Consider the following 19,387-nt stretch of genomic DNA (forward strand, 5'->3'; position numbering starts at 1 on the left):
TCAAAATGATACGACTCAACAATTATGAATCGCAACCGCCTGAGCGCTTTCGCATGAAGCGCATCGCGAAGCCGACTAGCTTCGGGATCGTTTCGGGACGAAGCAGCCGCCGGTCATAGCCGGAGAAGCGTCGTTCATTTTCGGCGAGACACAACTCCATGAGGACGCGCACGTCGATCTGCACCGGCGATAGCGACTGGGCGCCGCTTACGGTGAAGTTGTTATCCTGCTTGTGCTCGTTGCCTTCGGCATCGAGCGTCTTTGCAAGGCCCATGCGCTCCCAGCCCAGAAACGGCCACACTGCGGCCACCTTCATCTCAAAACCGATGCGCCGCCACCAGGAAAGCCTTGATCGATGCCACGCGGCCCAGTTGGCAAAGAGCAGGATATGGCGGCATTCCTCTTGCATGACCGGTTCGAAAGTGTCGACGAGTTCGGGCGGGAAGAGTCCTGAACGGCGGGCCACCTCGAACAGGCCGAAAGCGAAGAAACTATCAATGCACTCGCTATAGCCCGTGACCAGATAAGCCCATTCGGCATCCTTGGGATAAACATAAGGCGCTTCGCTCGCCAGCGGAATACCGTACGCAGCTACCATTCGTGACAGCACCTCCTTGTGGCGGTTCTCCTCCCAGGCGTTCAAAGCCAGCGCATCGCGCAGGTCTGGCTCGCTGAGGGTGGCCGCATACGCCGCCATGCGCAGCCGCGCGCGGCCTTCGGTCTGTACTGCGATGTCCCATATCGGAAGGGAAACGATTCGCTCGAGTGCGTCCGGCCCGAGCCGAGGCCACTCGAGGGCCGATGGCCGGTACGGGCTAAATGTCTCACGAAACATTGTGCACATTTCTCGGCGATGTGCGTCGGATCCAGGCTTCAGTGGGCCCACGACATTGCTTGTCCAGTGCCTGACGGCGCGGTCCGCGGCTTCCAGGGTCGCGTGGTCAGGTTCGCGCTGAGGCAGCACAGGCGGATGAAAGCCTTGTATCAGCTTGTCGACAGCAAACCCGTCAAAGAGAAATTCACTCATGATGGGGACATCCAGGTGAATGCAGCACAATCAATTGCGAGGTCGCATGGACCGCTTGCGTCGAATCCGCGAGTCGCAGCGATGGTCACGCGATCACTTTGCATCCGCATCGGCCGCCTTGACGGCCGCTTTCCTAGCCGTCGTCGCAACCGTCGGCCGCCGTAAACCGAAAGAACGTTCGGCTGCTTGCCAGTAAATAAGTCCAGGCACAAAGAACAGCAGGTCCCGCACGCGCCGCGCGCCCGCTAGCGCGAGGCAGGTGCTCGCATCGATGCCCAGCACGCCGCCGATCAGAACGAACCCTCCCTCCTGCACGCCGATGCTACCAGGTATGACAAAAGCCACACTACTCAGGAGCTGGATGAGCGCTTCGAGCACGAAAGCCGTTAGGAAGCTTGCGTTCGTTCCCAGCACGCGCAGGGCAACCCAGATCTCGAGCGCCAGCCCGAGGCACTGAAGCGTCTGCCAGATGAATAAGTAACGAAGTACGAGCCCGGTCTGTCGCCAGATCAGCTTGATGGACTGGTCGATGTGCGCCGACTTGCCGACGAGCGAGTACACCTTCCCGCTAGTGATCCGGTTGACCGTCCGCGCGGCGCGTTCGAACGGCCGCGCGTGTTGCAACAGCGAGAACAGCAAGAGCACTGGCATCAGTGCTGCAAGACCCCACGCCAATCGTCCCGCCAAGCGCGCGGAATCAGACGACGTCTGCCCCAGCACGTATCCGAGCGCGATGAGCGCGAAGACGACCTGGCTGATCAAGGTGAGCTGCATGTCCACGACGAGACTCGCCACGGTGGTTGAAGGGCGCACGCCGCCGCGCCGCAGCAAGCGAAACGAAACGATCTCCCCGCCGATTCGCGCCACCGGCAGCAGGCCGTTGATCGACTCGCGAATCCAGACGAGCTTCAGCATGGTGGCAAAGGAGGGACGCTCGGCATCACGTATCAGCAGGCGCCAATCCCACGCGTTGGGCACCATCGGAAGAACATGCACGAGGGCAGCCAGCACTAGTCCCGCGCCAGCGGACTCAAGCAAATGCAGGATTGCTACCGGATCATCACGCCAGATGAGCCATCCCGCGATCATGAGGCCGAGCATGGCAGCAAGAGATCCGAGGTAATTCATCTGAGTACAGCCTGGTAAGAAAGACCCGCTGTTAATTCGATATTCATTTTGGGCTCGCGTCACGTTGGACACATGGCGACAATAAACCATCCTCGCCTACATCGAATCGTTGTCCTCGCCATAACACGCGCGACGAAAAGTAGCTCCCCAGGTAGATTACGAACTGAAGGACATCCCAGAGCGGCAGCCACACAATGCTGCTGCAACGCGCTCCTGTCGCGCGATCCGTTTGCAAAACCAGCATCGCGCGAACCATCAACGTCAGCGCGATTAGCCCGCAGGCCAAGGCGTTAGCCGAAGAAAGAAGCAAGGCCAGCAAAGCGAGCGGAAATGGGTGCATCAGGACAGCACCGAGATGCCCCATTGGATCGGCCGCGCGAATCGTGCGACTCCATCGCAATTCGTGCGTGATCAACTGCGCAAATGTGCGTTCGACGCAAGCGTGACGCACGACGAACGGCGGAATGGCGACCGATAAGCCGCTGGCACGCACCGCTTCACCAATCGCGTAATCCTCGGCGAGATGATGCGCAAACTGCGCGAGGCCGCCTATGCTCAGCAGTGTCGCCTTTGTCATGGCAATGGTTTGGCCGAAACAGGGTCGCGCGCGTCCAATCGACAGTCCGGTGACCACGCCCGGCAGGAAATGGTAGTCGGTCATGGCGCAACTGACTCGCGGCCAGAAACCCGGCGCGCATGTTCCGCGATAAACGCTGGTGACGAGACCGATGCCGGGTTGCTGAAGCGCACCCATGAGGTCGCGAAGAAAGCCTGGGGCTACGCGTACGTCACTGTCGGCAAAGCAGAGGACATCATGCTCCGCATGATCCACCATATTCTTAAGATTAGCGATCTTGCGGTTAGGCCCGTAGAGCCTGCCGTCCACGACAACGGTCATGCTTTTTTCAGGAAAGCGCGTGCGTAGCATGTCGACAGCTTGGAGCGCGGAGTCACAACCGTCATGGACGCCGAAGATATATTGAACCGGGCCTGGGTAGTCCTGCTGTAAGAAACTCGACAAGTTCTCGAATAATTGCCACTCGTCGCCATGCAGCGGCTTGACGATGGACACGGCCGGGAAGCAAACAGGCGCGCGCATTGGGTGCGCAAAGAATCGTCGCATGAAAAAGCAGGCCGACACTGTATATACGACTCCCAAGGCGGAGCACAGTGCGAACGGCACAGCAGCAAAGGCGAAGAACAGGTGGGCAACATGTAGCTGAGCCATATGTCGTCGGACAGTAGCGCCTCGGGACCCAAAGCCTGCGTGACGCTTGCTTAAGGCAACCTTAAGAGGCTCGCGAGCGGTGGCGCAATTGCCGTCCTTCGCGATGACAAGGAAACCGTCAGGAGAGGCGTATAGACTTTTCAAGGCGATCGCAGTTGCAGCCACCTTTGGCCAATGAGCGGTGTAACCTGAAATCCAAGGCGGACGCTTGAAAACCGTTACTGTCGGCATTGCTCGGACATACCTCAGAACGGCTTCTGCGGCGGCGATGTTATTGCAGGGCTCCCAACTCCTTAGCATTTCGATGTTTGGTACGAGCGAAGCAGTCTTCGAGACGCTTCGATTTCGACTATTAGCTGCCGTCATTATCATCGCGTTTGTGGGATTGGCACGGCTCTGCGGTTACCTCGCGTACGCTCATACGATGGCGGCAAGCACCGACGATTCTCACGGGGATTTCGGCGCATCGATGCCTCGCTGGTCTCGGACCGTACTGCGCTATTTCTTCCTTATGCACTTCCGTTTTACCGGACGAATCGATGATGTCACGGACTGGCATCTCGCCGTGAAGACCTGACATCGACAAAAGGTTCACCCATGCAACGAAATCAGCTTTCTAAACTTTCGAACACCGCTACCCGGATCGTCGCCGGCGATGATAAAACGACGTACGACCGAACTTCGATTGCACTTCATTGGCTCACTGCCGTTCTAGTCTTAACGCAGTTCGTTCTCGCGCAGGTATGGGGCTTCGCCCCTCGGCCGACGAAGCATCTGCTTATCGTCGCGCACATGTCGTTCGGCATACTGCTGACAGCTGTGCTCTTGTTGCGCGTCCTCTGGCGCCTGTCGCCTGGACATCAAACTCGGCCTGCATCGACCGGGTGGATCGAACTTGCCGCCAAGGCCGTTCACTATCTTCTCTACGCGTTGCTGATTTCGGTCGCGGTGCTCGGGTTTGTTCTCCGCTGGTCCGGGAACGAATCGATGAGTTTCTTCGGCCTACCGATCAAGCCACCATTCGCGCCCTTCAGCAAGCCGGCCCATCACAATGTCGGAGAGGCGCACGAATTGGCGGGATGGGCGATTATTGTTCTAGCGGCTTTGCACGCGGCGGCTGCATTGTTTCATCACTTCTTCCTGCGCGGCAACGTGCTCGTTCGCATGTTGCCAATTTTGAAGAAGCGGTGATGTCAGTGCGCTGGCACGCGCAATGGTCATTCGTTGGCAAGCTGGGGCATGATGAAGCGCCGCTTGCGCGAAGGCGTGGAATTCTTCCGCTTTCTGCGGGCGCACGAGGCGTGAGGGCATGCGAGCGTTGATCGTCACCGCCGACGACTTCGGCCTGCACGAGCGCGTCAACGAGGCGGTGATCCGCGGGCATCGCGAAGGCGTCCTCGCGTGCGCCAGCCTGATGGTCGCGGCACCTGCCGCGCGGGATGCTGTCGGGCGCGCGCGGCAGTGTCCGTCGCTTCGCGTGGGGCTGCATGTGGTGCTGGCCGACGGACTGTCGACGCTCGGCGCATCGCGGATTCCCGCGTTGACCGACGAAAACGGATGGATGCGCGATGCGCCGCTGAAAGACGGCCTGCGTTATGCATTGCTTCCCCATGTGCGCCGTCAGCTCGCCGAGGAAGTTCGAGCTCAGTTCGACGCGTTTCGCGCGACCGGGCTGGCGCTCGACCACGTCAACACGCACAAGCATCTGCATGTGCATCCCGTGGTGCTTTCGCTGATACTCTCGATCGGTCGCGAATACGGCATGCGCGCGATGCGCCTGCCATCGGAAGCGAGCGCCCCGTTGTGGCTCAAGCCGTGGATCGCGCTGACGCGCCGGCGTCTGGCGCGCGTGGGCATCGCGCATAACGACTACGTGGTCGGCATGACGCAGACGGGGCGCCTGGACGAAGCCGCGTGGCTCGCGGCGCTCGCCGGCATCGACGTGAACGATAGGCGAGTCGGCGAGATCTACTGTCATCCTGCGGTGGCGGGCGACACGCCCATTACGGCTTCGATGCGCGACTACCGGCACGCCGACGAACTCGACGCGCTCCTGTCGCCGCGCGTGAGCCAGGCGCTCGCGGCGGCGCGTGCGCGCGGCGTCGCGCTTGGCGGCTTCTCCGACGTATTCGGCGCGGGGCGCGCGTGAAGTCGCTACGCAACGCCGCCGCCACGGCGTGGCCGGGCGTGCTCGCGCTCGTCCTGGCAACCGTGATCGTCTACTCGCTGCGCGAGAGCATCGGCCACGCCAGCGAGCGCATCATGCATGCATGGCTGCCGTTGCTTCTGCTCGTGCCGTATCGCGCGTTGCCGCTCGCGCTCGATGCGCTCGGCTGGTGGATTCTGCTCGCGCGCACCGTGCCGTATCGCTTCTATGGTGGACCGCGACCGTACGCGATGGCGTGAGCCGCCTGCTGCCGGTCGCGAGCGTGGGCGGCGAAGTGGTCGGCGTGCGGCTCGCGTGCTGGAGGCTGCGCGATTCATCGGCGGTCATCGCGTCGGTGATCGTGGAGGTGCTCGTTACGCTCGGCATGCAGGCGATCGTCGCGCTATTCGGGATCGCCGCGCTTGCGCATTCGGTCGCGTTGCATCGCGCGTTGTGGCCGCTTGGAGCGGCGAGCGCGGCGACGCTCGCAGTGCTCGCCGCATGCGCCTGGTGGCTGCGCCGCGGCGCGCCGTTCGATGTGCTGATGGCGCTCGCGCGGCGCGTGCTCGGCCACAGTCCGCTGCTGCGCGCGGGTCATTCGCGACGCCTCGACGCCGCCTTGCGCGCGCTGGCGCAACGTCCCCGCGCGTGGCTCGCGGCGCTCGCGTGGCAACTCGTGGGGCAGGCCGCGGGCGCCATCGAGAACTTCCTCGTGCTCTGGGTGATGGGCGTGCCCGTGACGTTCTCCGATGCCGTCGCCATCGAAGCCGTCGCGCAAATTGCGCGACATGTGGCCTTTTTCGTGCCGCTCGGCGTCGGCGTGCAGGATGCCGCCATCGTGCTGACGAGCCAGCTCGCCGGCATCGGCACGGAGGCGGCGCTGTCGCTCGCGCTCGTCAAGCGCATGCGCGAAGTGCTGTCGGGCGGCCTGGCGCTTGCATCGTGGCTCGTCGCCGAGCGCGTGCGCCGCGCGGGAGGACCGCGCGAACTTGTCGACGTAACGCCGAGTCGCTCCAAGAATACTGCAACACTTGAAACCGAAACGTATCCTAATGAAAGGTGAATCCAAAGTTCTGGACATCACGCTGTTCTTCTGGATCGTCGAGATTGCCGCGACGACGCTCGGCGAAACGGGCGGCGATCGGGTGTCCATGTCGCTGAATCTGAGGTATCTGATCGGCTCGGCGACCTTCGCGCTGTTGTTCCGTAGACCGTAATGAATCTGTCACTTTTGCGCCAATAGATTTGTCAACTCGCCGTAGAACGCAGGCCCGTGCCCGCTGAGCCTTGCAAGGCAACGGCTTCCCGGAGCGAATCAATTGTGTCACCGGCGAAGGCAAGTTCGGCAGGGCTGGGCGGCAAGCTGCAGAGCAACGTCTGAGTCCGGCCAGCTTCCGACACTCGCCGGCCGGCACACGGGGACACGCAAAAGGCGGTTCTGCTTTTCTCAACGGACTTTCAAACGTGAGTCGAATGGCCGAGACAATTCGATCGACGATTCTGCAGGCCTACGCGTAATTGAACCGCTCGCGCTTGTCGGCTGTCACCCCGGACGTCTTCATTCACCTAGCAATGCGGGCTAGCTGCACGTCGACCACGCTTACGCGATCTTCCTGCTTCAACACGTCCAGCATCCGGCGCGTAACATCAACGCAATCGGGCGCTCGGCGAAGAACAACTTCTTCTTCAACAACAATCGCGCAGCTCCGGTTGTGCACGGCAACCGGGCGCTGTAGGCCGACGACGGCGCCGACATGTCGAGTGAGATGAGAAAATACTTCCCGCACGAAAAGGCGGTCGAAGTGGATCACCGCCACATCACCGACCTCACTGCGGCATCCTGTCGAGCGTGTGTTCGAAGACCGGCGCCTAAAGGGCGAACCGCTACTTGACTGCCTGTATGCGGCGACCGGAGACATAGGGTGCCAAACAGCATTTGTCAAGCAACTCAAAACTATCGTTTCCACCCCTTCAAAACAGGTCGATCGTAGCCTACAAAATTTCTACAAGGTCCGAACAAAAACGGAGGGCGTCATGATCCGGGCAGGCGCTAAGGTTTTAATGCTCTTTATCTTGGTTGCAAATGCAACGGCGGCTGGATTCCCGCCACCGCCGACGGATGAAGACCGCGGCTATTTCCCTCCGCCGCCGACCGATGAAGACCGCGGCTACTTTCCTCCGCCACCGCCGCCACAAGTTCGTGACGAGCCGCCCGATTTCAAAGTTGTCGCTGTTCACCTCGATCAGACGATGGCCCCAAAGAACATATCTCAAACATTCCAGGAGTGCATTGGCAATGCAACCTGCAAAGCGGCTGTTGATGCTGTAGCGATGTATTTCGGCGTCGATTCTAAGACGGTTACAACGGTCGCGGCCAAGATCGCTCCTCCACGACAGGAAGGCGAAGAAAGTTACTTTTCTTACGCCCTGCCCGACGGCTATTCCTATTGCCGAAGCAAAATCAGCACAGTCTCGATCACACCAGCCGACGGGCGCCGCGCCTCGGTGTTTGCGGGCAGTGCGCGGGGGAATGCAATCGACGTCTACACGTGGACGCCGAAGCAGGGCTTCGGCGGCGGCCGCTCGTGGGTAGAAGCCGACTTCTCCATCATCGGAGTCCGTAATGGGCTCGCGAGTAAGTACCGCGCGAACGGCAAGTGCAACAAAAGCGACACTCATCCACTCTTCAACTGCCGAGGTGCGGGCACCGAGTCTAATGATGGCGAGCGGCCTCCTTGTGGCAGCTGGAGCGATTGATAGGTGTCTTTCGTGTTGCCTTGTTGAGCTCTTGTAAGGGCCTCGCTGGAAAACGTGCGATACCGAACCCTTGAGAGGCCGCCACCAAAAATTGACGGCGAGTTGCGCCGTCGTATCGTTCAAATGCATTTGATTTGCTGCCCAGAAGAACGATCAGTCCGGTGCCTCAAGGCTTCCATCTGTGTGGTAGCTTGGCCCCAGCACCGTCGTGGATGATGGCTCGTCCTAAACTGCAGGCTGCTCGTCGGTGCTCGCTTGTAATGGGCTTGCATCACTCGACGTCGCCGCACGTTCAGACTCACAGGCTTCCATCCAGTCGTCGAGCGCGGCAGAACCCGCGGCGCCGGTCAGCGCAGAAAGCTGACTCCGCGAGACGCCACCAAGGTTAGTGATCGCCAGCTGCGTACGTTAAGGGCAACCGGCATAGATGTCGGCGTAAGGCCAGCAAGGCCCGCGACCGAATGACCGGTGCACTTCATCAAGAGACCTCAGGCCGACCGCGTGTCGAACGACCGGTGAGGGTCGTGAAGACCCATTCGTAGTTGGTTCCCGATATGCCGCGGCGCAGGCCCGCGGCGGTGAAGGGACTTACAACTGACGTACGCTGGCTAGCGTGCGTCTGTCTGGCCCCACGATCCGATCAATGTGCGAATCGACCGGGCACATAAACCGACGTATGCCTGCCGCATTGCCCCGATGAGGCGAAGCTTTGCCTAACGCAAAGATGCAACTAATCGTCAACGCCTTCACCTGCCAGTAATATTGGCGCACCTGCTAGATACTCTCGATTCGCCAACAGGATACCGTTGGCGATCAAGGACGGAGAGGTCAGCCGCGGTTATGCGACCAGGGCGCGTTGATCGCGCCAGCACTTGCGTCGCGCGACCGCTTCGCTCCGACAAAACCCGTTCCTGAATACGCTCACCCGTCGCGCATCGTCCGTATCGGGCTGAAGCCAGAAGAAGACTTGCATACAGCGGCGCGGCATGACGCACGTTCCGCTTTCTCCGCGCCATTCGACGACAAAGTTGAGCGTCTGTTTGTCGGCAGAGAGGTGCGGTTCGGGCACAAGCGGTTTCATGGCGGGTTGCGGGCAGTGCAGGTGATCGGAAGGCGCTTCGGACGACGCGTGGAGCGCGAGGTCGCTACGCTTCACCAGTCTACGCGATGCTTCTCTTCGGTCTCCTGATGGCGCCGATCGTCGTCGACGTGCAGGTAGATGCTGGTGGTCGTCAGCGAAGCGTGGCCGAGGTTGTCGCGCACCGTGCGCAGGTCAATCTTTTGATCCGCCATGTGCGAGCCGGCGCTGTGCCTGAGCCAATGCGCGGACGCTTTTTCGAGGAGATCAGCCCGCGCGCTCGCCGTCTCATCGCGCTCACGCAAGCGCGCCGCTGCGCCCGCAAAGACGTCCTTCACGATGGCGTGCAGCGCCGCGCGCGTAAGCGGCGCGCACGTCTCGATGCGTGCGTTCGACGCCGTGGCGCCAATCGGCAGCACAAGCGGCGTATCTTCGTTCGGCGACGGCAGGGCGCTCAATCCAAGTCGCTGCCGATAGCGGGACAGTTCCATCATCATCTCGCGCGTCGCGGGCACGAGCCGTTGCTTGTCGCCTTTGCCGTGCACGGTCAGCCACCAGCGCAACGCGCCGTCCGCATCATGTCGGACGAAGAACTCGCCCATGGTGGTGGCGCCCACCTCCGCGATGCGCAGTCCGCCGAGATAGAGCAGGGTGAATAACCACCGGACGCGGGACGCATGGGCTTTTTCCCGGTCCGTTTGCTTGGGCATGGTCGCAATGAAGTCCTTGACCTCCTGCCACACGCTCGGCTCCAGATACCGGGTGATGCGTGGCGCGGCGTGGCGCGTGCGTTGGCGTGAGAGCGACAGCGGATTGCCGGCCAGATAGCCGGCCTGCACCAGCCACGAGAACATCGCGTTGAGGATGATGGTTGCCTGGCGTTGACTGGACGGCGAGAGCGGACCGTAGAACGGCCGCCAGCGCACGTCGCTGCGTGGATGCTTGCGCCCGCCCCCGGCCACCCACGCGCGGGCAGGCTGTGGATCGGCGAGAAACTGCTGATAGCGCAGGCAGTCTTCATGGGTCAGAGAGGAGAGGGGTTTGCCCATCTCGACGACCGACCAGAGCAGGAGCCGTTCAGCCTCCTTGCGGTAATTCTCGAACGTGGTTTTCGTATCGACGAAGCGTGACAGCCAGGCGCGGATCGCATCGAGGTCGTGATCGGCGGCAATCTGGGCGCGCCCTGTCACTGCCCGATTCAGCCCCGCCGACCCGTCGAGCTCGGGGGGAATGACGAGCATCTCAAGCGGTGCCGGCTGCAATGCATACGGCGGTGGGGGCGGCGTAGCAGACTTCAAAGTCACGTTTGTTTTGGCACCGGGTCGTCATCAATTTATCAACATTATAGCACTAATGTCAAATTTGGTCCGGATGGAGGTTGGGAAATGGCCGGATTACGTTGTATTATGGACGAACTACTTTGCTCCGTTGCGCGTATGTCCGACGTTCTCTCCGACGAAACCCGCCTGGCGGCCGACATTGAGCGCCTGAAGGTCGACTTTCCCAAGACCCGCGAGCTCTATCGCGAGGTGTGCGCACTGCTGTTTTTCCGCTTCGGCGTGCCGCCCACGGCCAATCGCCTCTACAACCTGGTCCGGCGCGGCACCATGAGCACGCCCGCGTCGGTCTTGAGCGAGTTTTGGGCGGAGTTGCGCGAAAAGAGCCGGGTGCGCATTGAGCACCCGGACCTGCCGAAGGATCTGAGCGAAGCGGCGGGCGAGTTGATCGGGACGCTGTGGACGCGCGCGGCGACCTCCGCGCAGGCCGAGCTCACGTCGCTGCGAGACGAAGTCGAGGCGCAGCGTCTTGAGGCCGAGCGAAAGGTTATCGCCGCCCGGGAAGAACTGGGCCGCACGGAGACGGCGCTCGAGCAACGCACCGCGGCATTGTTAACAGCGCAGGTCGAGATACGGGAATTGGAGCGGCAGCAGGCACAAGAGGCGGCCACGCGCAGAGCGCTCGAGGCGCAGATCCAGCGTCTCGCCGAGGAGGCGGTGACGCGCGAGCGCGAACTTGAAAAAGTGCGCGACACCTTCTCGCGCGACCTTGAGAAGCTGCGGGAAACCGCCAGCCGTGCCGAGGAGCGCTTACGCGCATCGGAGAAGCGCGCGCTCCTGGAGATCGATCGGGAGCGCAGCGCGAGGGCCAAGGCGCAGAAAGAACTGGCCGTGGCGGCCAAGCGGGCGGAAAGACGAGAGGCCGAGCATCGTCGCACCGTCGACGCGCTACAGGCGCAGCAGGGCGACACGCGGCACCAGAACGGCATGCTTCAAGGCAAGCTCGCCGCGCTCGAAGCGGCACATCACGCGCTGCAGGAACAGCTGAAGTCGCTGCGCACCGCGGCGCGGCCGTCGACGCGCGTGACCGCCGCCGAAGCGCGTTCGGGGCGAGTCGCCCGAAAGGCACCGGCTGGCAAAACGGCGAGCGTGAAAGGTCGTCGATAAATACTAATCGGATCGCGCCCGCAGGTAGGCGCCATCCAAGGCCGAAGCCGCGCCATGCGCGTGGTCGGTCAACAGGAGCGGGCAGATGAGAAGATCAGCAGAGAACAAGTTGCGAGTCGTGGCAGTACGCATCGACCCCGTCATCGAACAGCGCTTGCGCGTGTTGGCAGAGGCGACGGGGCGCAAGCAATCGTTCTTTCTGCAGCGGATGATCGAAGAGGGCATCGAGGCCATGGAGGAAATCTGGCTGTCGCCGCAGACGCTCGCCAAGGTCCGAAATGGCGATTTGCCCGAACTGCTTGACGCGCGCAGCGCGACCTCGGATCTGTTTGACTTGGATGTGACCGACGCGGACTCGTCGATAGCAGAGGGTCGCGATCCGATGGATGTCCAGCGTTCGGTATGATCGGGTTTGTTTCTAATAGAAAGGAAGCGTTTCAATGAACAAGCAGGAACTGATTGACGCGGTGGCGTCCGGAGCCGGTACGAGCAAGCTCGCCGCAGAGGAGGCCATCAATGCGGTGTTTGAGACGATCGCCAAGACGGTGGCGGCAGGTGATGCTGTGCAATTGATCGGCTTTGGCTCGTTCGGGGCCGGCGAACGTGCCGCGCGCACCGGTCGCAATCCGAAGACCGGTGAGCCGATCGAAATCGCGGCAGGCAAGTCGGTCAAATTCACCGCGGGCAAGGCGTTCAAGGATGCCGTCAACCAAGCGTGAGCGAGGGCGGCGCCTTTCATGCCGCCGACTTAGAAGAGTTGTGCTCCGAGCGGCCGTAGGCTATTGAGCTTGACGGCCGTGCGACGTTCCGTGCCGTCCGCGTGAATCGAGCGGATCATGATCCGTCGGCCACGCGCCTCGCCCAGCACCTCAACGATGCGATCCTCGTACCGCACGAGGGTGCCGCGAGGCGGTTTGCGTTTGATGCGGCTGCGACCGGTGGAAGAAGACGGCATAAGGGTATCGACGGGCGTGCGGCGATCGTATCATGCCAAGATGCGGCGGCACATCGTGTCGCTCACCGGTTCACAGCAATAGGGAAGGGCAAAATAATGCGCCGCATCGTTGTACGTTCTTCGCCGGTCCACGGACGCGGCGTATTCGCGCTGACCCAGATCCGTGCCAACGAGCAGATTCTGGAATACAAGGGCAAGCGGGTGTCGTGGGCACAAGCGCGGCGCCAGTATGCGCGTTCGGCGGCCGAAGACGGCCACACGTTTTACTTCGATCTGGACGACGGGCGCGTGATTGACGGTGCACAGGGCGGCAACTCGGCGCGATGGGTCAATCACAGCTGCGCGCCGAACTGCGAGGCCGAACAAGACGGCAGCCGGGTGTTCTTCCTCGCGCTGCGCGACATCAAGCCCGGCGAGGAGTTGTTCATCGACTATGGACTAATCGTGGAAGGGCGAAAAACGGCTGCGCTCAAAAAACTCTATGCGTGCCGGTGCGGTGCCGACACCTGTCGAGGGACGATGCTGGCCGCGTCCTGAAAGCGCCCACGAAACGACACACCTGCTTCTGGCTCTCGCACGTCAACTTCCGCACAGGCTCGGCCGCGACGATTTTGACGCTGCACGCTGCTGACGGAACGTGACTGTCATGCCCTCACCGAAATGGACATTTGCTTCACGCTTTCGACGCAACGCATTCGGATGGCGATCGTCGCTGCCGATCCAACGCCTGAAGGAGGCGGTCTCCGAGATCCGTTCGGTCGCGCGCACCGATCGGCCGCTCGCGGCCGACGGGGCTGTTCTTCTTCTTGAAAAACTGTCGCCCGCACTCGAGCACGTCGATAGTTCCTCGGGCGCCCTTGGCAGCGCGGTCAATCGTGCAATCGAGGCGCTTGTCCCCCTGATCGCCTCCGCCGACGTGACTGCTGCAGCACGGCAGCGTTGGCTGGAACGACTATTCGACGCATTGCAGGACGATCAGATGCCCTACATCGAGAGCCTGGGCGAGCATTGGGGAACCTTGTGCGTGACGCCCGCGTTGGCATCTGACTGGGCCGACCGGTTGTTGCCGCTCGTCACACACGTGCTGGAGGCTAAAGGATTCAACTACTCCGTCGGCGTGGTGCCGTGCTTGAGCGCGCTCTACGCCGCCGGCCGCTTTGAGGAAATCGTTGAGCTTGTGCGGCGCGATCGGCTGAGTTCCTGGTGGTATCGCCGTTGGGCCGTCGACGCGCTGGTTTGCCTTGGGCGCCCGGGCGACGCGCTCCGCCTTGCTGAAGCGAGCCGAGGGCTGAATGCGCCCGAAGGCGCGATCGCGCGCGCCTGCGAGACGATCCTCCTCGACTCCGGCATGACTGAGGAGGCCTATGAGCGCTATGCGATCGCCGCTAATCGTGCAGGCACGTACCTCGCAACGTTCCGGGCCCTCATCAAGCAATACCCCGAGAAAACCGCGGAAACGATCTTGTCTGACCTGGTTCGAAGCGAGCCCGGGTCGGAAGGCAAATGGTTTGCCGCCGCCAAAGACGCCGGGCTGTTCGATCAGGCCATCGCGCTGTCCAGACAGAGCCCTACCGATCCCAAGACGCTCATACGCGCCGCGCGAGACTTCGAGACGAAGCAGTCCCGGTTCGCGATGGACTGTGCGCTTTGCGCATTGCAATGGATGGAGGCCGGCTACGGCTATGAAGTGTCGATGGCTGACGTCACTGATGCCTATGATGCCCTCGTCGCAGCGGCGACTGCGAGTCAGATTTCGAAGGCAGCGGTGGACGATTGCGTGCGACGCCTGATTGGCAATGCGGACTCGCTTGTTGGGCGTGCGTTGCGCACGCGATTGGAAGCCGACAGGCGCTAGACCGGAAGGAAAAAGGGTTGGGCTCAAGTAGCGCGTCGGCGCCGCTTGCGCCTTTGCGGAAGCGCGGCAAGGAGCGACCCTCCAGAGCTGCGGTCTCATACACCCCCGCATGCTTCCTTGACTTCCCCAGAGCCTGGATACGCTGGTCTCAACGATCAGGAGATGCACAGCGTATGAAGCCAATCGTAGCAAACCGAAATCATCAGGCCCCCGCCGCTTCACCCGCCGTGCCGAAGCGGACCTCCCTGGAAGCGGACCGTGAACTCGCTCATATACAGAAAGTGGTGACCGCAGTACGGGCAACATCCGTGCCGTTGCCGATAAGCGTTCGTTACTGGAGGGCGCGCCTGCACGAGCTTCGCATCGCCTATGCGTTGCTTCCCGTTCAACTTGCCCGACTGTCCGCGCTTGAGCTTGACGTCGAGAAAATCGCACAAGGACAGGTGGACGTCGGTACGAGCGACGAGCGTCGCGTGGCGTAGACACTCAGCGCGGCAAGCGGACTATGACAGGCGCTATTCTTACGCGTCGTCCCAGACAAGTCGACATTCGCGCACGAAGGCACCCGCGCGCAGCGCGAATTCGATCGCCCTGGAGCCCTGTGCTCACAGGCGGTGACGTCGCCGCTAGAGCAGAACGGCCTGGCGCAATAACTCCAATGCCTTCAGTTCATCCAGGCGACCGGTGCGGGCCTTGCCGGCGAGCGTCTTCAGGAGCGCCTCGGCGATAGGTGCAATCCCGTCCAGGCCGTCCAAGGTGGTCCCTAAAGTGGAGGAGGGTGCCGTGTCTGTAGGCGGTGACATTGCCACCGCAGGCTGCGACGCCACCGGTGCAGGAACGGCTGCTGGCGTGTGGCTTCCGATGCGTTGCACGGGACCGTCGCGGCGCGTTGCGACTGCACTGCCGTTCTCGTGGTGAGGACTCGAAACGTGGTCGCCGTCGCCTGCCGCATCGGCTGGCAATGGCTCAATGTGCGCGTTGCTCGAAGCGCTAGGCAGCGCCCGTTCTATCTCGCTGGTCGGCGCCGCCGCGACTGCTGTGTCCTCAGACGCCGCCACAGCGGTGGGCGCCGGTGCTTGGCCAGGCGCGCGCACGCGTGATGTGGGCGCGAGCAGCTGCGCGACTGACTCGGGAATGTCGGCTTCGCCGCGGGGTGTGTCCAGCCACCCCGCGGGCAGACCCAGACCCGCGGTGAAGCGCTCGGCTTCAGCATCATCCATGCGCTTTTTACCGTGGAGTCGGTGCGCCATATTTGATCCGCTCAGACCCAAGACTGCGCCGAGCTTGACCTTCGAACCGTTGCGTGTGGTGAGAACGTGAAGATTGGCCTGCCTGATGCGCTCTACGGTCGCACCGCCGTTTGCACGCGCCTGTTTCCGCCCGGCCGCTTGATGCGATTGGTGCGGTTTCGACGATTCTGCTGCTCTTGCAGCTTGACCGCTTGCCTGCGCAGACGCCTTTTGGGGGCGGGTCTTGGTCGCACCCGACGCTTCTTTTGAACTTTTAGACGGCATGGTCGTATCCTTGGACAAACTGCTGACAAGCAGCGATGGCTCCTGCGCACTCGGAAGAAGGGGTGCTTGCTCGATGCCACCTTCATTGACGGTCTCGTCGGCATTGACGGACTCGTCGGCATGGACGAACTCGAGGGGCGCCTCCAGGCGCGCAATCGTCTCCGGCGAAAGGACCGGATGAAGTTGGTCAAAAAAGCCGGAAGGCAGCCCAAGCGTCGTTTCCATATGGAAGGCGGTCTCGGGCGTGAATCGCTCTCCGCGCATCAGTTCGGCGATCCGGGTCATGCTGGAATCGAGCCCCAGCGCGATGTTTTCCGCGCCGACCGCATCGACGAGGAATTTCAACGAACGCGTCTTAATAATCGACGCCGGCGTCGCTGCGCCATTAGTCTCTTTGGAAGGAGGCTGAACTCGCGGCGGGCGCTTCGGATTCGTCAAGTGATGAGGTTGACGCCGACTGCTTGGCTTGCCCCGATATCCCGCATTCGGTCCGCGGGTTTGGCTCATAGGAGAACTCCGGTGCAATGCGTAAAATTTCTGCGGTCCATTATATCGGCCGTCATTCGAACTGAGCGACTATCGCCACGCGCACGACAGTGTGGTGCTAATGGGCACTTTCGCGCTATGGCCGATTGCGATTAGTGGCGTGCCGCCGTGTACGGGAGCGGCGAGGCGTGCCCGCTAGCGGCGAATCGTTTCAGCCTCTCCCGTGCGGCAACGTGAACATATCTTGGCGCGCTCGCTAGTTGTCGGTCTGCCTGCTGGAACACCGCTTCGAACAACGGCAGGTCCGCCGCCTCGAATGCCCATCGGCGCTCGACTTCGGCGCGCGCGCAAGGCGCGTTCCAAAGCAGCTTCAGCGCGTGCATAAATAACTACATCCGTGTCCCCATAGCCCGCATCTTGCACAAAGAACGTGACGTAGACCAGTTGAATAAGCTCGTTGAAAAGATAGGCCGATCCAGCGCCGGCCCGACAGGCGGAGAACGTCAAGTGATTCGATAACGCGACGGTCTGCGCCGCCGACGGAGGCAGGGGCAGCAGCATCTCTTTGCTGAGCGGTTTGCGAAACAACGATCGAGCAGCTTGCGAGGAAGAGCGACGAGATGACATCGGGAAAGAAGGAACTGGAGGTGCCTGGAAAACGCATGCCGCAAAAGCATAACAGGCTGGGAGGGTGCGTTATTGTCGCGCGTGCCTCGTTGGCGCATGGACATTTGTGCGTCGGCGAACTTGGGGGCATCTGAATAATGCGTCGCTCTTCTTTTGGCAGTCGACAATCAACGCAGCGTTTCGTCGAACGATCCATGGCAGCGTTCCACCGGAGTCGATGCCGTGTGGCCGCTAATTGCAGAGTTGGCGTGGTTGGCGCCGGCCCGGTTCACCGCGCTCATCGTCACCCTGCAGGACGCTTCGCTCAATGTACTGCGTCGACGCTTTGATGCAGATTTCCGAGGCACAGGCGAAATCCAAGATTACGCGTGGTTTCCAGCGTGGCTGCTGATCATCAAACCGGCAGTCGCAGGCAGGCTCGGAGAGGCGCGCGTACAGCGCGATCTGCCGGCATCACGTGCCACTGCCTTACTCGGAGAGATCTTGCGTCGGGAACGTGAAGGTGAACGGCACGAACTGATTGCCCTGCGTCAAGAGATCCGCCGCCTGCATTCAGGCCTTTTTGACATATACATGGCAACGCGGAACGTGCAGCACCGATGAGGCCACGCCGCGTACGTTGCAGGGCCTCGGCCCGCCGCGTCCCGAACGAAAACCGAATCACTGACTCGGAAATCTTCGCTCCAGACTTTCGGCTGCATGTGGACGGCGATGCGGACTTTGGCGTTTGCATTTTCTGCATAGGCATTGGTTCGCCGACCGTGCAGGACGTCGCGCGCCGCGCGAATGTCTGCGTGGGTTTTGTATCGCGCGTGCTCAATGGACGCGACAACGTCGCGCCGAGGATTCACAAGGCCGTGACCCACTGAGTAGCTTGACCTAGGGTTATCCCGAATATAGCAAGAATTTGTTGTTCAAACGCTCATTAATCTTAAGCGGGCGCTTACCTATACTGAAGTCACTGAAACGCAAACAGGGCTGTTTGCGAAAAACAAGACTCGGAGGTAAGTATCATGAAACTCGCAACTATCGTCGTCGCCGCTGCACTCGCTATCCCGGCAGTTTCTTCTTTTGCTCAAAGCCAACCGGTGACCCGCGCACAAGTAAAGGCAGAACTGGTCCAACTCGAACGCGCTGGATATAACCCAAGCAGGGATCGCGTGACGTATCCGGCCGAGATCCAAGCAGCCGAAGCGAAGGTCGCAGCGCAGAACGGGCAAGCGAGCTACGGCGGCGTGGCTGACACTGCGTCGGCTTCAGGCGGCCCAGCTCACACTGGCAATAGCATCGCTCCTGTCTATTTCGGTCACTAATCGACCGGCAGAGCCGAAGGGCTCTCGCGCAATAAGAGGACTGGCCGCTGTGGTGGTACGGCCAGTTTAACTGACAACACCTCCGCCACCGGCCTAGCCGATGGCTTGCCCAGCACTTAAGTCGTCCTGGGCCTTTTTGCGTGGGTGTTTTCATGGGAAAAGGATCGCGGCGATGTCTCTGGCGCTATGCAGGACGTGACTTACGTCGATGCGCTCGGGTTGCCCGGCGACACGAGGGAAAATCTGGTAGCTGCCGTGAACGCGATGGCGCACGCCGCGGTCTTCGTACCGAGGCACGAGCGGGTAGGCGAGGGCATATCTGCAAGGCTCATGCACTTGTCACGCATCTCAAGAACGAAGCTTAAGGCGCGGCGCGGATTGTCGATAAAGTCGCCGATGGCCTCGAGTTCGGCCTCCGCCGCCGGCAGGATGCGAACAATCATGCATTGCTGTCGATCACCGCCTGATACCTAGCCTCGAGCCGGTCGAACACTTCTTGGGCGGGTATTCCTCGGCCAGCATCTGAATCGACGGTGCCGCGCTCGATCACGGCATCTAACGCGGCGACCTGCGTCTCGCGATCCTGAATCAATCGCACGCCTTCGCGCAACACTTCGCTCTTTGAGCCGTACCGTCCCGTTTCGACCAGCTTCGTGATGTATCCCCCAGGCTGTTGTCCAACGTCTGCACTGGTCATCGTTCTGCTCTCCAAAGGCGGCGACAATCTGCTTTCAGCGTTTGTCTCCACAGCGAGATCTACGATGACGGGCGGCCTTGGAGCGCGGCGCGGCAACCATCACAAGGCGCATTGCTTGCCGCTTTTGCGGCG

General features: G+C 61.5%; 24 protein-coding genes and 1 pseudogene. 16 read left to right on the forward strand and 9 right to left on the reverse strand.

From position 1 onward, the window contains the following. Positions 1 to 22: 22 nt before the first annotated feature. From NCS02_RS32360 to hpnI, 3 genes are all read right to left on the reverse strand, one after another. Entirely contained in the window at positions 23 to 1,027 is a 1,005-nt protein-coding gene (locus tag NCS02_RS32360) for a ferritin-like domain-containing protein (RefSeq protein WP_250523540.1), read from the reverse strand. 93 nt (positions 1,028 to 1,120) lie between these two features. Continuing rightward, positions 1,121 to 2,155 carry a lysylphosphatidylglycerol synthase domain-containing protein gene (locus NCS02_RS32365; protein WP_250523541.1) on the reverse strand — a complete coding sequence of 345 codons (1,035 nt, stop codon included), beginning with the start codon at positions 2,153 to 2,155 and terminating at the stop codon, positions 1,121 to 1,123. A gap of 43 nt (positions 2,156 to 2,198) precedes the next feature. Next, positions 2,199 to 3,383, reverse strand: coding sequence for a bacteriohopanetetrol glucosamine biosynthesis glycosyltransferase HpnI (gene hpnI / locus NCS02_RS32370; protein ID WP_250523542.1), 1,185 nt, complete (start codon positions 3,381 to 3,383; stop codon positions 2,199 to 2,201). Between the two features lie 208 nt (positions 3,384 to 3,591). On the opposite strand from hpnI, the gene NCS02_RS32375 reads away from it, so the two are divergent. From NCS02_RS32375 to NCS02_RS32400, 6 genes and pseudogenes are all read left to right on the forward strand, one after another. Further along, positions 3,592 to 3,960, forward strand: coding sequence for a hypothetical protein (locus NCS02_RS32375; protein WP_250523543.1), 369 nt, complete (start codon positions 3,592 to 3,594; stop codon positions 3,958 to 3,960). Positions 3,961 to 3,980: 20 nt separating this feature from the next. Further along, entirely contained in the window at positions 3,981 to 4,574 is a 594-nt protein-coding gene (locus NCS02_RS32380; RefSeq protein ID WP_250523544.1) for a cytochrome b, read from the forward strand. 118 nt (positions 4,575 to 4,692) lie between these two features. Then, a complete protein-coding gene (gene hpnK / locus NCS02_RS32385) occupies positions 4,693 to 5,532 on the forward strand; it encodes a hopanoid biosynthesis-associated protein HpnK (RefSeq protein WP_250523545.1) in 840 nt (279 codons plus the stop codon). Beyond that, entirely contained in the window at positions 5,529 to 5,789 is a 261-nt protein-coding gene (locus NCS02_RS36545; RefSeq protein WP_250523546.1) for a hypothetical protein, read from the forward strand. Before hpnK ends, NCS02_RS36545 begins: the two co-directional genes overlap by 4 nt. Then, positions 5,720 to 6,592 carry a lysylphosphatidylglycerol synthase domain-containing protein gene (locus NCS02_RS32395; protein ID WP_250523547.1) on the forward strand — a complete coding sequence of 291 codons (873 nt, stop codon included), beginning with the start codon at positions 5,720 to 5,722 and terminating at the stop codon, positions 6,590 to 6,592. The genes NCS02_RS36545 and NCS02_RS32395 overlap by 70 nt, the downstream gene beginning before the upstream one ends. Further along, a pseudogene (locus NCS02_RS32400) lies at positions 6,582 to 6,734 on the forward strand (hypothetical protein); the annotation flags it as partial. The gene NCS02_RS32395 and the pseudogene NCS02_RS32400, both read left to right, overlap by 11 nt. 357 nt (positions 6,735 to 7,091) lie before the next feature. Here the strand turns inward: NCS02_RS32400 and NCS02_RS32405 are convergent. Further along, positions 7,092 to 7,340 carry a hypothetical protein gene (locus tag NCS02_RS32405; protein WP_250508045.1) on the reverse strand — a complete coding sequence of 83 codons (249 nt, stop codon included), beginning with the start codon at positions 7,338 to 7,340 and terminating at the stop codon, positions 7,092 to 7,094. Between the two features lie 223 nt (positions 7,341 to 7,563). On the opposite strand from NCS02_RS32405, the gene NCS02_RS32410 reads away from it, so the two are divergent. After that, positions 7,564 to 8,286, forward strand: coding sequence for a hypothetical protein (locus tag NCS02_RS32410; protein WP_250508044.1), 723 nt, complete (start codon positions 7,564 to 7,566; stop codon positions 8,284 to 8,286). Between the two features lie 1,152 nt (positions 8,287 to 9,438). Here the strand turns inward: NCS02_RS32410 and NCS02_RS32415 are convergent. After that, positions 9,439 to 10,605: a tyrosine-type recombinase/integrase gene (locus NCS02_RS32415; protein ID WP_250523548.1), complete on the reverse strand. Its 1,167-nt coding sequence runs from the start codon at positions 10,603 to 10,605 to the stop codon at positions 9,439 to 9,441. A 195-nt stretch (positions 10,606 to 10,800) separates the two neighbouring features. Between NCS02_RS32415 and NCS02_RS32420 the strand changes: the two genes are divergently transcribed. The 3 genes from NCS02_RS32420 (at position 10,801) to NCS02_RS32430 (ending at position 12,527) form a co-directional block, all read left to right on the forward strand. Beyond that, a complete protein-coding gene (locus NCS02_RS32420; protein ID WP_250523549.1) occupies positions 10,801 to 11,808 on the forward strand; it encodes a DNA-binding protein in 1,008 nt (335 codons plus the stop codon). Between the two features lie 118 nt (positions 11,809 to 11,926). Beyond that, positions 11,927 to 12,214, forward strand: a complete 288-nt coding sequence (locus tag NCS02_RS32425; RefSeq protein WP_502800916.1) for a hypothetical protein — start codon at positions 11,927 to 11,929, stop codon at positions 12,212 to 12,214. 34 nt (positions 12,215 to 12,248) lie between these two features. Further along, positions 12,249 to 12,527, forward strand: coding sequence for an HU family DNA-binding protein (locus NCS02_RS32430; RefSeq protein ID WP_250523551.1), 279 nt, complete (start codon positions 12,249 to 12,251; stop codon positions 12,525 to 12,527). Positions 12,528 to 12,556: 29 nt separating this feature from the next. On the opposite strand, the gene NCS02_RS32435 is transcribed toward NCS02_RS32430, so the two are convergent. Then, positions 12,557 to 12,763: a hypothetical protein gene (locus NCS02_RS32435; RefSeq protein WP_033536954.1), complete on the reverse strand. Its 207-nt coding sequence runs from the start codon at positions 12,761 to 12,763 to the stop codon at positions 12,557 to 12,559. Between the two features lie 96 nt (positions 12,764 to 12,859). On the opposite strand from NCS02_RS32435, the gene NCS02_RS32440 reads away from it, so the two are divergent. The 3 genes from NCS02_RS32440 to NCS02_RS32450 all read left to right on the forward strand — a co-directional run bounded on the left by NCS02_RS32440 (position 12,860) and on the right by NCS02_RS32450 (position 15,100). Further along, complete coding sequence (locus NCS02_RS32440) at positions 12,860 to 13,300, forward strand: SET domain-containing protein (RefSeq protein ID WP_250523552.1); 441 nt, start codon at positions 12,860 to 12,862, stop codon at positions 13,298 to 13,300. A 109-nt stretch (positions 13,301 to 13,409) separates the two neighbouring features. Continuing rightward, positions 13,410 to 14,618, forward strand: a complete 1,209-nt coding sequence (locus NCS02_RS32445) for a hypothetical protein (protein WP_250523553.1) — start codon at positions 13,410 to 13,412, stop codon at positions 14,616 to 14,618. 173 nt (positions 14,619 to 14,791) lie between these two features. Beyond that, positions 14,792 to 15,100, forward strand: a complete 309-nt coding sequence (locus tag NCS02_RS32450; RefSeq protein WP_250523554.1) for a hypothetical protein — start codon at positions 14,792 to 14,794, stop codon at positions 15,098 to 15,100. Positions 15,101 to 15,244: 144 nt separating this feature from the next. Here NCS02_RS32450 and NCS02_RS32455 read toward each other — a convergent pair whose 3' ends face one another. Continuing rightward, complete coding sequence (locus NCS02_RS32455; RefSeq protein ID WP_250523555.1) at positions 15,245 to 16,639, reverse strand: hypothetical protein; 1,395 nt, start codon at positions 16,637 to 16,639, stop codon at positions 15,245 to 15,247. Positions 16,640 to 17,398: 759 nt separating this feature from the next. Between NCS02_RS32455 and NCS02_RS32460 the strand changes: the two genes are divergently transcribed. The 3 genes from NCS02_RS32460 (at position 17,399) to NCS02_RS32470 (ending at position 18,558) form a co-directional block, all read left to right on the forward strand. Next, positions 17,399 to 17,848, forward strand: a complete 450-nt coding sequence (locus tag NCS02_RS32460) for a hypothetical protein (RefSeq protein ID WP_250523556.1) — start codon at positions 17,399 to 17,401, stop codon at positions 17,846 to 17,848. Continuing rightward, entirely contained in the window at positions 17,845 to 18,114 is a 270-nt protein-coding gene (locus NCS02_RS32465) for a LacI family DNA-binding transcriptional regulator (RefSeq protein ID WP_250523557.1), read from the forward strand. The genes NCS02_RS32460 and NCS02_RS32465 overlap by 4 nt, the downstream gene beginning before the upstream one ends. A 144-nt stretch (positions 18,115 to 18,258) precedes the next feature. Beyond that, complete coding sequence (locus tag NCS02_RS32470) at positions 18,259 to 18,558, forward strand: DUF4148 domain-containing protein (RefSeq protein WP_250523558.1); 300 nt, start codon at positions 18,259 to 18,261, stop codon at positions 18,556 to 18,558. 200 nt (positions 18,559 to 18,758) lie between these two features. Here NCS02_RS32470 and NCS02_RS32475 read toward each other — a convergent pair whose 3' ends face one another. Next, positions 18,759 to 19,001, reverse strand: a complete 243-nt coding sequence (locus tag NCS02_RS32475) for a type II toxin-antitoxin system RelE/ParE family toxin (RefSeq protein ID WP_350029940.1) — start codon at positions 18,999 to 19,001, stop codon at positions 18,759 to 18,761. Continuing rightward, a complete protein-coding gene (locus NCS02_RS32480) occupies positions 18,998 to 19,255 on the reverse strand; it encodes a type II toxin-antitoxin system ParD family antitoxin (protein WP_250523559.1) in 258 nt (85 codons plus the stop codon). The genes NCS02_RS32475 and NCS02_RS32480 overlap by 4 nt, the downstream gene beginning before the upstream one ends. Positions 19,256 to 19,387 lie beyond the last annotated feature (132 nt).

The sequence above is a fragment of the Caballeronia sp. NCF2 genome (assembly GCF_023631205.1).
Lineage (GTDB): Bacteria > Pseudomonadota > Gammaproteobacteria > Burkholderiales > Burkholderiaceae > Caballeronia > Caballeronia zhejiangensis.

Bases quoted from the DNA above. Each gene is read 5' to 3' on its own strand.
- NCS02_RS32360 (WP_250523540.1), bottom strand. From the start codon at position 1,027: ATGAGTGAATTTCTCTTTGACGGGTTTGCTGTCGACAAGCTGATACAA.
- NCS02_RS32365 (WP_250523541.1), bottom strand. From the start codon at position 2,155: ATGAATTACCTCGGATCTCTTGCTGCCATGCTCGGCCTCATGATCGCG.
- hpnI (WP_250523542.1), bottom strand. From the start codon at position 3,383: ATGGCTCAGCTACATGTTGCCCACCTGTTCTTCGCCTTTGCTGCTGTG.
- NCS02_RS32380 (WP_250523544.1), top strand. From the start codon at position 3,981: ATGCAACGAAATCAGCTTTCTAAACTTTCGAACACCGCTACCCGGATC.
- hpnK (WP_250523545.1), top strand. From the start codon at position 4,693: ATGCGAGCGTTGATCGTCACCGCCGACGACTTCGGCCTGCACGAGCGC.
- NCS02_RS32410 (WP_250508044.1), top strand. From the start codon at position 7,564: ATGATCCGGGCAGGCGCTAAGGTTTTAATGCTCTTTATCTTGGTTGCA.
- NCS02_RS32415 (WP_250523548.1), bottom strand. From the start codon at position 10,605: ATGCTCGTCATTCCCCCCGAGCTCGACGGGTCGGCGGGGCTGAATCGG.
- NCS02_RS32420 (WP_250523549.1), top strand. From the start codon at position 10,801: ATGTCCGACGTTCTCTCCGACGAAACCCGCCTGGCGGCCGACATTGAG.
- NCS02_RS32430 (WP_250523551.1), top strand. From the start codon at position 12,249: ATGAACAAGCAGGAACTGATTGACGCGGTGGCGTCCGGAGCCGGTACG.
- NCS02_RS32435 (WP_033536954.1), bottom strand. From the start codon at position 12,763: ATGCCGTCTTCTTCCACCGGTCGCAGCCGCATCAAACGCAAACCGCCT.
- NCS02_RS32440 (WP_250523552.1), top strand. From the start codon at position 12,860: ATGCGCCGCATCGTTGTACGTTCTTCGCCGGTCCACGGACGCGGCGTA.
- NCS02_RS32445 (WP_250523553.1), top strand. From the start codon at position 13,410: ATGCCCTCACCGAAATGGACATTTGCTTCACGCTTTCGACGCAACGCA.
- NCS02_RS32450 (WP_250523554.1), top strand. From the start codon at position 14,792: ATGAAGCCAATCGTAGCAAACCGAAATCATCAGGCCCCCGCCGCTTCA.
- NCS02_RS32455 (WP_250523555.1), bottom strand. From the start codon at position 16,639: ATGAGCCAAACCCGCGGACCGAATGCGGGATATCGGGGCAAGCCAAGC.
- NCS02_RS32465 (WP_250523557.1), top strand. From the start codon at position 17,845: ATGAGGCCACGCCGCGTACGTTGCAGGGCCTCGGCCCGCCGCGTCCCG.
- NCS02_RS32470 (WP_250523558.1), top strand. From the start codon at position 18,259: ATGAAACTCGCAACTATCGTCGTCGCCGCTGCACTCGCTATCCCGGCA.
- NCS02_RS32475 (WP_350029940.1), bottom strand. From the start codon at position 19,001: ATGATTGTTCGCATCCTGCCGGCGGCGGAGGCCGAACTCGAGGCCATC.
- NCS02_RS32480 (WP_250523559.1), bottom strand. From the start codon at position 19,255: ATGACCAGTGCAGACGTTGGACAACAGCCTGGGGGATACATCACGAAG.